The sequence below is a fragment of the Hydrogenophaga intermedia genome (assembly GCF_023715105.1).
In the GTDB taxonomy this organism is placed as follows: domain Bacteria; phylum Pseudomonadota; class Gammaproteobacteria; order Burkholderiales; family Burkholderiaceae_C; genus Hydrogenophaga; species Hydrogenophaga intermedia_A.
In genome coordinates, this window is sequence record NZ_JAMBNO010000021.1 from 1 (window position 1) to 12,183 (window position 12,183).

Annotated in this window: 8 protein-coding genes; 7 read left to right on the forward strand and 1 reads right to left on the reverse strand. The window is 57.2% G+C overall.

Going from position 1 to position 12,183, the window contains the following annotated elements:
• Nucleotides 1–56 precede the first annotated feature (56 nt).
• From M3149_RS17935 to M3149_RS17965, 7 genes are all read left to right on the forward strand, one after another.
• Nucleotides 57–767 carry a hypothetical protein gene (locus M3149_RS17935; RefSeq protein WP_251710856.1) on the forward strand — a complete coding sequence of 237 codons (711 nt, stop codon included), beginning with the start codon at nucleotides 57–59 and terminating at the stop codon, nucleotides 765–767.
• 7 nt (nucleotides 768–774) lie between these two features.
• Nucleotides 775–2,769, forward strand: a complete 1,995-nt coding sequence (locus tag M3149_RS17940) for a Mu transposase C-terminal domain-containing protein (RefSeq protein WP_251710857.1) — start codon at nucleotides 775–777, stop codon at nucleotides 2,767–2,769.
• Nucleotides 2,759–3,703 carry a TniB family NTP-binding protein gene (locus M3149_RS17945; protein WP_251710858.1) on the forward strand — a complete coding sequence of 315 codons (945 nt, stop codon included), beginning with the start codon at nucleotides 2,759–2,761 and terminating at the stop codon, nucleotides 3,701–3,703. The genes M3149_RS17940 and M3149_RS17945 overlap by 11 nt, the downstream gene beginning before the upstream one ends.
• Nucleotides 3,704–4,149: 446 nt before the next feature.
• Nucleotides 4,150–5,283 carry a hypothetical protein gene (locus tag M3149_RS17950; RefSeq protein WP_251710859.1) on the forward strand — a complete coding sequence of 378 codons (1,134 nt, stop codon included), beginning with the start codon at nucleotides 4,150–4,152 and terminating at the stop codon, nucleotides 5,281–5,283.
• A gap of 604 nt (nucleotides 5,284–5,887) precedes the next feature.
• A complete protein-coding gene (locus M3149_RS17955; RefSeq protein WP_251710860.1) occupies nucleotides 5,888–7,006 on the forward strand; it encodes a hypothetical protein in 1,119 nt (372 codons plus the stop codon).
• Between the two features lie 338 nt (nucleotides 7,007–7,344).
• Nucleotides 7,345–8,067 (forward strand): hypothetical protein, encoded by a 723-nt coding sequence (locus M3149_RS17960; protein ID WP_251710861.1) that lies wholly within the window; start codon nucleotides 7,345–7,347, stop codon nucleotides 8,065–8,067.
• 274 nt (nucleotides 8,068–8,341) lie between these two features.
• The gene (locus tag M3149_RS17965; protein ID WP_251710862.1) at nucleotides 8,342–9,154 is read left to right on the forward strand and encodes a hypothetical protein; all 813 of its coding nucleotides are present in this window, start codon (nucleotides 8,342–8,344) and stop codon (nucleotides 9,152–9,154) included.
• Nucleotides 9,155–9,361: 207 nt separating this feature from the next.
• Here the strand turns inward: M3149_RS17965 and M3149_RS17970 are convergent, their stop codons facing one another.
• A complete protein-coding gene (locus M3149_RS17970; RefSeq protein WP_251710863.1) occupies nucleotides 9,362–11,761 on the reverse strand; it encodes a hypothetical protein in 2,400 nt (799 codons plus the stop codon).
• Nucleotides 11,762–12,183: the final 422 nt, after the last annotated feature.

Consider the following 12,183-nt stretch of genomic DNA (forward strand, 5'->3'; position numbering starts at 1 on the left):
GCTGATGGCGGACACTTCGGCTACGATTTAAGCGTCACTCAGGACACCTGTGCAACGTGTCCGCCATCGCCTGGAACGCTGTCCGCGATGGAAATGGAATCACTGTCCGCCATCAGTGGAATGCGCAATCAGTCGACGGAGTTGAGCAACGCATCGCGGAGATCATGTCGCTCAAGAAGGTCCGGCCCGTCATCACCCGAAGCGGCCAAAGGGCACGCGGACGATTCCCATCCAACCGGTTCAGTCAGACGCGCTACGAGTCCTTGGTGGAGGAGGACGCCCTGAGGATCATGGAAATTGCATCCTCTGTTCTTGAGTGCAGGAGCCACCCCTTCGTTCTTCAACTCATCGACCCAAGCTCGGGGAAAGAGTTTGACTACACACCTGACCTGCACGTGGTGTTGCCGCACACGTCCTACGTCATCGAGGTGAAAGGTGACTGGCTTCTAAAGCTTCAGAAACCGCGCGCTTCACTGCTTCGCACATGCAGGGCTCTCAAGGAGCGCGACGTGCCATTCGCCATCATGGCAGAGCGGGACATCAGAGACAACGGCCTGCAAGGGCGACTGAGAGAACTGTTGCGCAGGCGCCCAGCTGGAGCCAGGAGGCAAGCGGGAATCAACAAATCGGCGTGGGATCCCCTCAACACCACCACGCCCACTGCGGACGACCTTCGCCTCTGGCGAGAGGCTCAGGAAGAGTGCAACGCGCTGCTGCGCCGCGTGATGGGTCGAGATCCCGAGGAGTTCGTCGAATGCTTTCAGTGAGGTCGCCATGCTCACCTTACTCAAGAACCAAACTGTCTACCTCGACGACATCGAGTACATCGTCATCTGTGGTTCGCCCACCGAAGACACCCTGCTCGAGAACCGACAAACCGGCGAACGCATTCGCATCTCGACAAGCAGCCTGGTCACAAAGTACCTCTGCGGTGTTTTCAAGACTGCTTCGCAGCGCAAGGGCGCGCTGCGCAAGGTATCGACAGAGCTACCAGACTCCAGCCGGTTTCAGATGTTGTCTGAGCTCGCCAGGTCAGAAACCCACCGCCGGGTCGACTACATCACACGCCTTGAACGAACTGGAGCCTTCTTTTCGTCGAAAGAAGGACTAAGGCAAGAAGTGAGCACGATCGCTGCTGAGCGAGGTGAGCATCGCGCACCCACTCTTTCTACGATCTATCGTTGGCACAGAAAGTACGTCGGCGCGATGAGTGATGTGCGGGCTCTCATCGCCGGGTTCGATTCACAAGGTGGGAAAGGGGAGAGCCGCATCGGCCCTACCGTTGAGCGGTTCATCGATGATGCAATCGAGACGATCACTCTTGGACAACGGAGGTCTTCAGCGCACCAGGTCTTTGACGTAGTCCGACTTGCAGTTGACCGCGCAAACGAAACACGGGAGAAGGGGTTCAAGCTCACCCCACCTTCGCTTCGAACTGTTCAACGCCGAGTCTCTCTGGTCTCTGCGCTCGATCTTGAGATCGCCAAAACGTCTCCCGAATTCGCAAAGCGGAGGTTCAAGCATCTGCAAAACTCTCGGCAGGTGACGCGGATTCTGGAGTTGGTCGAAATCGATCACACGCCAGCCGACATCATTGTCTTGAATGACGATCGCAAGACAGCGGGCCGTCCTGACATGACGATCGTTCTTGATCGCCGATCCAGGTGCGTACTGGGGTTTCATCTCAGTTTGGCGGGCCACGGCGTGCCAGCCGTCTTTGAAGCTCTCAGGCACGCACTGCTTCCCAAGGCCTATCTCAAGGACACGTACTCTGAACTGGGCCTGACATGGCCATGCTTCGGGTGGTTTGAACGGGTGTTGATGGACAACGGCCCCGAGTTTCACGCCGAGGCAGTTGCAGACGCGCTGTTGAGCCTGGGAATTGCGACCGAATTCGCACCGAGCCGGGAACCCAACGCCAAGCCATTTGTGGAACGCTTCAACCGCCGGATCAACTATGAACTCATCCATACACTGCCAGGTACGACACTGGACCGTCACTACAAAAGAGTGGGGTTTGATCCTTTCGAGGAGGCATCGCTGACGCTTGAGGAACTCGATCGTGTCTGTCACAAATGGATCTGCGAGAAGTACCACCGCAGGCCACATCGAGGCCTGGGAGGCCGATCGCCGCTAGAAGTCTGGGAGGAAGGTGCAAAGATCTGCCCGCCCCTGCTCAAGATGAACGTAGAAGACATCGACATCGAGTTCTGTGAAGTGACGACCAGCAGGGTTCAACACTACGGCATCGATCTCAACAATTTTCGGTACGACTCCAGCCAGCTGCAGAATCTTCGCGCATGCATTCCGCGCGATTCGAAGGTGACCGTCAAGTGGGCCCGCCGAGACGTTGGCTTCGTATGGATCTGGGACTCGGTTAATCAAGAATTTTTCAAAGCCCAGAATCGCGATCCTGACTTCAATGGCGTGACGCTAGAGCAGGCCAAAGCGCATCGTGCGAACGTCGCATCCAACGGTGCCAAGGCCGATCTGCGGCCGGCCAGGGCCGATGAGGCGGTGCGTGAAATGGCGAACGAAGCCATGAAGGCAACCAGGCATGCACAGCGGCGCAAGGGGGGGCGCCTTGCCAACAAGACCTCCAAAGATTTTCGCGAGTCCTCCTCAGAAACGCAGCCTATGGACCGCCCGGTCCGGATCCACCGTACGGACATGTCGACCGCGAACTCAGGCTCCCAACAGCACGAGGACATTCCCGAAGTTGAGGTTGAACTTCCCGTCGATCTGGAGGAGTCGTTCCATGAAAGCTGATGTGGACGTTGGGGATATCGCGCTCACCATTCGCAGAATTAGGGGCTTCTACGGGAAGTTTCCACAGGTGGTCCGGATCGAGCAGGGCCTAAAAGGACTTGTGGACTTTCGGTGCGTGGAAGAGGAGCCTGCCGGTATGGCGATCATCGGGGAAACTGGCACGGGCAAGAGCACGGTTCTTGCCAAGTTCGCCAGTCGGTATCCGCGGATCGAACACCAGGAGTTCACCGAAATCCCGGTGCTCCTAGTTCCTGTACCGGCGAAGTGCACGATCAAGCTTCTCTGCTCGCGAATCTTACGCATCATGGGGTCGCCCTTTGCGGGGAGGGGGAACGAGGAGGACCTGACCTACCAACTGCTGACTCTTCTCAAGAAGTGCAAGACCCGTCTGATCATCTTTGACGAGGTCAATCACCTGGCAGACCGTGGAGGCCAAAAATCCCACTATATGGTGGGTGATTGGATCAAGTCGCTCTCCAGCGAATCGAGGGTCCCCATCGCACTGGCTGGCACACATGCTGCCAAGGTCCTGTGGATGACCAATGAGCAGTTGGGTGACCGCTTCCATGAGGCAATCCAGCTGCGCCCACTTTCCCATAGCGAGGAGGATCTCAAGGAGCTCAAAACAGTGCTCAAGGCTTTCTCGAACTTGATCAAGTGCATCGAGATACCTGACTTCAAGGACGACGCCCATGCCGCTGCGATGGCCATGGCCAGCGGCGGACGCCTGCGCAACATCCGGGCCCTGTTCGTCAGGGCTGTGGAGATCGGGTCTCGCGAGGGTGATTCGCACAAGCCGGGCGAAGTCTTCGCACAAGCTTTTCGTGAGTGCGTCTTCGCGGAAAGTCCGGACGAACGAAATCCCTTCACGCGCAAGTTCAATGGCAAGGCTCTGACAGGTACGGGAGAGCCGTACGCGCCCAGGAGGCAATGATGGCGCGGTACAACCAGTCACACGCTGATTCGGAATCACTGCTCTGTAGGCCACTCAAAGCAGACGAGTGGCACGACACCTACCTTGTGGAAGTGGTTCGAGATCATGGGATCAAGCAACCGTCATCTAAAGACGTAACCTGGATACGATCTCGTACAAAGACCACAAAGACAACGGCTCTCCGAGATCCTAGTCAGGTCCACCTGGTGACCTCAGGGTACCCGCTATATGCAGGCGTCCCTGTTCCCGATTGGGCGGCCTATTCCCGGTTTGGTCCAGCGCGCTACTGCCCGCATTGCCTCATCGACGATGGCTACTTTCTAGCGAGGTGGCGATTGAACGGATACCAGATCTGTTCTCTCCATCGTTGCTTCATTAAGCGCGATCTTCAACTCTTCCTGGTACCGAGCGGCTATACAGCGAAGTCTGGGAAGAAGCTCAGTCAGATGAGCGAGGCGGCGCTTCTTGAAAGCGCAAAGTACTGCACTCCAGATGAGCTGATGATTCATCAAGCCGTCTGGGGGGATTTTGAGCAGCTTGTTTGCAAAACATCACCGACCGCGATCGAGAGCGAGAGCGAGAAACTTGGCTCGCAGGCAGCTTGGTCCATTCTGACCTGGTCACTGATTGATCGATTAGCACGAATCAATTGCTCTCGCTTGAGCAGACGCACTTTTGTAGGCCCGGTTGAAGGCATCGCGGAGTATCTCCGGTCGAACAACCTCAAGGTCAGTGCGTCACGCGCCGGCGTACTCGCACTTTTTAGAGATCTGAGGGAACACCAAACGTATGCCGGCGGCATGCGGCACATCCAGCGGATTGATTGCATGGAAAAGCAGAAGCCATCGCTGGTGTCCAGCGTCAACCTTGAGCTACTGCTTCAGGCCATTCAGGCTGCGCGGCCTGAGATCGGGATAAAGCCCACGGTGGGTACCAAGTGTTTCGTTCAAGACGATCAACGTGGGATGAGCGTGCACCAGCTCAGCAAAGTACTGGGCGTCTCTGGCGTCACCGCTGGAAGGTGGGCCCGCTCAGGCCTGATCCGCACTGAGGACCGTTCCAATGTTCCCCATCCTCGATTGCGCTTCGTTCCACCTGACGAGGTGAGGGCACTTCTTCACCTTCGTCGGTCGTTGCTCACCAGGGAGGAGTTTTGCGAACTGCACGCCCTGGATGAGGACACAGGCCACATGCTCTACAAGGGTGGCGTCTTGCAGACCATCGACTACGCGCGGTGTCGATACATCACAAGGGAAAGCGCGAGCAACTTGGTGCTTCGGCTGGAGCTGCAGTGCGCGCCCTGCGATGAGCAGGAGTCCATGTTTATGTGGCCTCTTTTCGGCCCTGAATTGAAGACAGTAGCTCGCAAGAACACTGAGCGCATGTCGTTGTTGAAAGCTGCGGCAGCAGGAGAAGTTCGACTGTTCCGTTCGTTGAACAGGCCCGGCTTGTCGTCGTTTTTTGTGGGGACTGACGCCATGGCTTGGTTGCGCCATCGCATCAGGCACCTGCGAACCAAACACTTGAGATTTGCCGCCGAGGGAGCTGCCGGAGGTGACAGCCTGTTTCGGGATCACTGAAATGAGCTCTCGCAATCAACCGGACCACATCCCGAACATCCGCCAAGAGGTCAGCAGTAGTCCTGCTGCACTGGCCAAAGTGCGCCGAGAGATTTCAGCAGGGATAGCACCCGACCTGCGCGGCCAGTTGCTAGTTCGATCGGAGAAGGGAAGCGATGAATGCCGACTCGGCTACTGGCATCGCGTTGCCCACGAAAACGGCTTACGCGAGACGAAGTTACTTGCAGGAAAGCTGGGCATTCGGTCTTCTGCGCAGCTTCGTGTCTGTCCAGCTTGCTTGCGCGAAGGGTCGGCGCGCTGGCCAGAGTCATGGACGTCGAGCTTTCTTCCGATCTGTCCGATTCACCAGGTTTGGCTTACCGACAAATGCACTGCCTGCGGGAGTCAGATCAAGTTTTCGTCCAGTAACCTACAGACGTGCAAATGCGGTGAGCCATTCGGACAAGCGGGAGACGCACCTGTCGATGTTGAAGTTGCTCGCGCTCTACACCGAGGCGATACACCACACGAACTCCTGATCTGGCTGGGCGCACTCGCCCACTTTGGACTGACGACCAAACCTCAGAAGCGGGCCACTGTGCGCCGCGTTTCTGTGCAGCGAGACTTGGCAACTGCCGGCGCCAAGATCATCAACGGGTGGCCCGGGTCGTTTTCGGTACTGCTGGATCAGGTTCGCCAGCCACCACTCGCAACCGGTGTGCCTCAGCTGGTGATAGAGGCCTTTCCCAATCTTAGTCGCATGGTTCGTGATGTTGCCTCGGACATGTGGCGAAAGCTAGTGCAAGACGCGATGCGCGAGTTCGTGATCGCATCAGCGAGATCGATCAACCCCATCAGTACACCCACCGACAAGGCTACTGAACTTCAGCCCAGTCTCAGGATGCTGGCGCAAGAGCTCAATGTCAGCCTGAGACGCCTATCGCACTTGATTGACTCAATGCCGAATGGACATCTGTGCATCCGGCGAGCTGGCAAAGGCAGGCGAAAACTGGTTGTTCGGGAGGAGGATCGCCAGATGCTGAAGGCTCATCTCTTCGACAAGGTCACCATCGGGCAGGCCGTTGACCTCCTGGCGATTCAACCGAGACGAATCGCTGCATTGGTCGCCTCGGGCACGCTGCATGCAAGTGGCGCGTACATCTCGAGAAGCTCGGTACAGGAGCTGACAAGCATGGTTCGCGCGCGCATCAGGAAATGCGTCGCGAGCGAGGAGACTGTGAGCTTGAGCGTTGTATTCAGAAGGTGGGTCCGCGCGCGGGATACCGGTGAATTTCTGGCGGCCATATGCGCAGGTGAACTTCACATCCATTCTTCCGAGAAGCTCCCGCGTCTGGGTGACTTGAATCTCAGCGTGAGGGAGGTCCGTGCATGGCGGCCGACAGAAAGACTCAATCGAATGGACTGGCTCACCATACCTCAGGCCGCGATCGCCTTGAGGCTCAAGCAAGAGGTCTTGTACGGCTTGGTGAATCAGGGACTGATTTCAACTCAGGTGAGGGACACAGGTAGACGGAACTCGCGCAGCATTTCGTCGACCGAGCTAAGGAGGTTTCAGGAGCACTATGAGCCACTGGTCAGCGCTGCGAGGCGCGCTGGTGTTCTACCGCGGAATGCGCATTCGTGGGCATTGAATGAGCACCTCGAGCTTGTCTCAGGGCCTTCAGTTGACGGTGCCCGGCAGTACTTTGTGCGCACGCAAGCACTGGATGATTTCGAGCCTTGAACAGCAACCAGACTTTTTACTGGGGCACCCCGACGAGTTTGAGACGTGGCGCACAGAGGCGCTAGAAATCGCTGATGGACTCGACCCAATGAGGCGGCGCATGACAGAGCTCTTGAGGGAGCTTGGGAAGCATGTAAGCAACGGCTTCGGTTCCGTTTTTGAGGCCTAAGGTGAATAATCCCGGCAACTGCTCAGCGTAGGCTTCAATTTGTAGGCGAATGGTCCGATGCTTTGGAAGCGGCACAACGATGCTCAACAAGCGCATCAAGAGCAATAGCAGCAGCAGCTCTTTGGTTGTTCAGTTCTCTTGTTGTGGACCATAGATGAGGGAGATAGTCATGAAGATTCCAGACATTACAAATCATGCGGGCCCTGATCGGACCAAGGCGGCTCTAGACGAGTTTCTTGCACGCTTTCTTAGTCCAGCGTTCGGCGCGCTCCCCAAGCTGGAAGTTGAGTTGTTGGTCCTGCGGCTTCTGACTCAAGTGGGCGCGGTCGACGAGCGGCCTAGCGTATACGAACTGGTGTCCAAGTTAAGGATTACGCGGGCCAAGGCCCGCCGGCTCATTTACGACCAAGATCTCCGCAGCCGCACCCAAGCGGACCTCGATGGCGACGTGCGTCGGCTGCTTCGGAAGCCGATCATCCAGAAGCGAGGCGATTTGTTTGTACTGGAGGTAGAGAACCCTCTGCTCTCAGATCATCTTCGGGCTCTGCTTCAGCGTTTGGGGCACGTATCAGATGGCTCCTTCTCCCCAAGCCTTGTCACGCTTACATTGGACGCAATGGTGGCTCTGATCGAGGAACAACTCTCTGAAACGGAGAGGTCAGCGACGCTTGAAGCGCTCGTCAAGGCAGGTGCCCCGGACAAATCTCTCAAAGGCGTCCTCAAGTCGGCGCTCAAGAAGCTTGGCGAGAAGATCGCCGATGACGCAGGCGAGGCTGTTGCAGATGAAGTTGCAAGCTACCTTGGGCCACTTATGGACAGTAGCAAGAGCGAGATCATCTCTGCATTCAGATCCGTCTTCTCCAAGCCTGCTTCGAAGTCAACTCGTGACTGAAGTGAACTTTCGTGTGGCTATGCTCAATTGTTGACTGACATGCGAACTGTCTTAGGCTGGTGATACCAAGGCTCTTTTGCACCACCCGAGCCAACGTCTCCAAAGCGTCGAACGACCAATGCGTAGGGCGGCTATCGCATAAAGGGCACATATGCTCCCCTCCTCGTTGACCCCCCTCCTCGCCAACGCCGCCGATCCGGTCATTGCGAGGGTGCTTGCACATGGCGGGACACGCACCGGGAAGCCTACCGGTGAAGTCAGTGCGGTGCGAACGATGACGCTCGATGGATTCGACGAAATCGCTACCGCTTGGTCGCCTATCCTCAAAGGCTGTGGCTATCGCATCAAGTTGCGCGCTGTCTTTTGCCACTCTCGGCCACACGTAACCTTCACGCCGATACCTCATCCCAACTACCCTAGAGGCAATACGCCACGTCGCTGCGAGCTTGCGGATCTGCTCCTCGTGATTGACCACGTCGATGGCCCATACATGCGAGTTGACCGGCGCGCGGTTCTTGTACAAGCGAAAATGTTGAAGGGCGGTCACGTCAAGCTGTCTGGCAGTGAATGGGTGCAACACGAGTTGCTAGCTTGGCTTCCGCCGTTTACCTTCCTAGAAGCCGGCTATGACCAGCGCGTTCGGGACTTGGGTGGAGCAACTCCAGTTGGCGTGCCTGCGCATACAGCTGAATACGGTGGCATTGATCTCAGAAGTTCAACGCCTGTATGGCGACATGAGCTGACGCAGACAACCACACCGTGGTTCAACTGTCCTGTGTCCCTCGCTTACTTTCTGGCCAACGCGGCCACTGGCGTCCTTGGGTATAGCCGAGAAGCAATAAGTGGCGGCGCAGACGACTGGTCTTTTACCGTCGACGAGTTGCTCCAGGTGACAGCAGCCCGTCCGATCTCCAGGAGCTTTCGTGTCGCGCGCGGGAACAACAACATAGTCGGCTACATCGCAGATACCTCGTCACGGGGTGGCGGTTACGACTACGTTGATGTAGATATGTCTGAATGGCCACCTGGACCGATCAGCACTGTCCAATTGATCCTCAGCCCGATCGACGATCGGCGTGAAGAATAACGGGGACCCCGATTCGGGGAGAACATGAAGCCTGCAGCGAGCAGATGTAGGTTCTCACGCGGCCATGCGGGACGCATTCGCTTGCATGGACACCAACCCCATGAAGCCATCGACCGAGTCCAGGAGGTCGAGCACCGTCTCCCTCACCTCAACTTCTGGCTTGCTCAGGAGATCGAGGGGGCTTCAAAGGTTCGCTAGTTGAGTCAACTAAGGGCTGCTGGCGCTAAGGATCGAAGCCTTCGATCGAGTGGGCGTGTGCTGTGTCTTGTCGCAGGGTAGTGCCTTGGAGTTGAAGCCTTGCGATTGTTTGAACTGCTCGTGTGCAATGCGCTCGAACACTTCCCGCCCGCCGCTCGGACTCTGCCCAGCTAGTTTGAGCATGGGTTCCAGACGGTGCACGTACTGGCGCCCCAGTTCACGGTAGGCAGCGTAAATGCTGTTGGATGAGTTCGCGGTGGCCAGCACGGTGCTGTGCTGAGGGAAACGTTGGCAATCGCCCAGCTTGCCCTCCCAGTTGCTGATGAAGAACAGGGCGGAATCACAGTTCAACATGCGTTGACTTGCAACCGCATCCGTCACCCTTTCGTGAGGCAGGAGGCAGTCTCTTATCTGGACTCTTAATTCTTTGCTGGAGTTCTGCACGTGCCAGGTTTGTTGAGCTCGCAGGTGGGGCACGTTGATGGCTGGCTTCACTATAAATAGGCGTGCATCGGGCTGGCCGTTCTCTGTGGTCATGTCGAGATCATCACAGGAGGCTGCTCCTTCCGGCTCGATCTTCTGCTTTCGAACGCACCCAACCAGCACAGGGAAACTGAATGGCCAGTGGTGCACGCCGTAGCCCTTCGGGGGATCCGCGGTTCGGAGGGTGTCGCAATGTTCCGAAAACTCGGGCAGGCCAGGTATGTACAAATTCTTTGCGAACCCGCCGCCTACCTCAGAGCTGCTATCTGGCAAATGAGAGAGCCGTCGGCGCAATTCACAGACGTCGGCGAAATTGCCGAACTCGTCTTGAGCCGCGTCGGAGATCACGATGTTGCGCGCCCCGCGTTTGAGCAGTGCGTTTACCCCGAGGTTCTCGCCATTTCCCCCATCGATCAGGCGGATGAACACCGAGCCGACGCGCTCTTTGTCCTCCACCGGTAGCCCTCGGTGAAGTATGTGTTTGGAGATGGGAGCATCGAAGAAAGGGAAGGGCATCACGGTATGTAATGTTCTTCGGGCATCGGTTACGTTGTAGTTGGAAATATCGATGCCCCAGTCGACGTTGCCCAGTCGCATAAGCACGCCTAGCGCGCCCCGTTTGATTGGCGACGACCCGACCGCGTTCTGATTCGGATCGAGGAATGCGGCAGCTGCGCCGACAGCGTCCAGCACCGTCAATTTGTGAAGCGAGGGCGGCGCCGACACATAGCCATAGCGTCCGGATCCATGACTCACCGCCGTCATCTCGAAGATGTCACTGCTGGTGGTGTTCGGAGGTGAGATGTTCCACCATCCAAAGAAGCTGCGCTGCTGCGAAGCGACGGCGTTGATGATCCAGAAAGGCACTCGGCGTTCGGGGGCGGTTCTGGCGCTCCGATAGGTCTCCAGCAGTTCTTCAAAGGTCAACGGAATCGGGGAGGGGTATCCAGGACCTGGTGCGCAGTCCAATGCAAAACCTGTATTTGGGGAATCGCATGCGTACTGCAGGTAACCAGGATTTGCAGGAATGTTCTTTAAGCTGGCAGGATGTCTCACTGTGGCACCGTATGCCAGACCGATGCCCGTCCGGTAGGTTTCTGCTGCGGGTGACGTGGGTATGCCCCAGTCAAATACGATCGTGGAAAGGTAGCTGGGAATAGCCGTAAGCAAGTTTGATGCGACCATGGCGCCGGAGAGACCAAAGTCCCCCATCGTGCTTTCGATGGAGCATTTGCCCGGATTCAACATGTCCTGCTGACAACGAACAAATCCCTGGTAGTGGTTGGGAAGTGTTGGTTTGCCATTCACGTCCCGGGTCACCAGTTCATATCGGGCACAAGCACCTGCAGCCTCGATACGGTTTTTCAGCTCGGCCGTCGCTTCGAAGTCGTCTTCGCCTTGTGGTCTACCTGAGGTAGTTGCGCCGGGAAGACGCACGCAGTCGTGATAAAGCTCTTTCGAGCTGGCCACGCCCAAGCTGTCCTTTCGTAGGTGCGGAAAGATCTTGTGGGTGTAGTAGAAGTAGGCAGCATAGCCTCCGCCAGACACGGTGCTGATGTACGACGCGCTGTCAAGTTGGTCGATGTCGGCGAGGCCGGCGAGAACACCCGAGCCAAATGCAGCGGCCTTGCTGCCCCCTCCTGAAAGCGCAATGCCCAGATTCGCGCTTTCAGCGGAAGTATTGATATAAGGCTGCTCAAGTGCTGATCGAAGCATAGCTTCTCGCCGGGTTCTGGCCAGTGATTCGCGCTGCTGGTCGGTCAGCGTCGTTTCTGAAGTGGGCTGGTCGGCCACTGGAGGGCTGGGCGAGTCGCCTACAGCCGGCACGCTGTCGTTCAGGGACTGCGGAGTTCGTTGGCGCTTCTTGGCCTGGGCCGCCGTGTCGGTCACGCATACCCAGCTGTCATCGAACTGTAAAGAATCCATGGGGGTCTGCAGTCTTCTGACCGCTTCGGCTATGTGCTCGTCCGTGCAGCCCTTTAGTGGAAACGCGATACCCCGCGATTCGCGGGTGGTTGGGGCATGGGTGCCGCACCCGCTTGCCAGCACAACAAGGCACAACAGGACCAACGAGGTGACGCTTCTGCCCATGGTTGCTCAGGCGACGGGCCTGCCCGTAGTTCGCGAGAGACTTAGTGTGGAGAAGGTGCCTGCCCTGTGCAATAGCATGGACCTGGTGCCTACCTCTTATTGATGAGGTTTGAAACACCCTGGCTTTTGTGGAGGCCGATTGGTCAAAGTCAGGCGGCAGTCGCGGCCCCACTGTCGAGATGCACAGAAGAGGCTGCTCGCCGGAAGTCCAGTTGCAAGAACTTTGGCAGCGAAGTAGGCCACTCTCATCAAGTCTG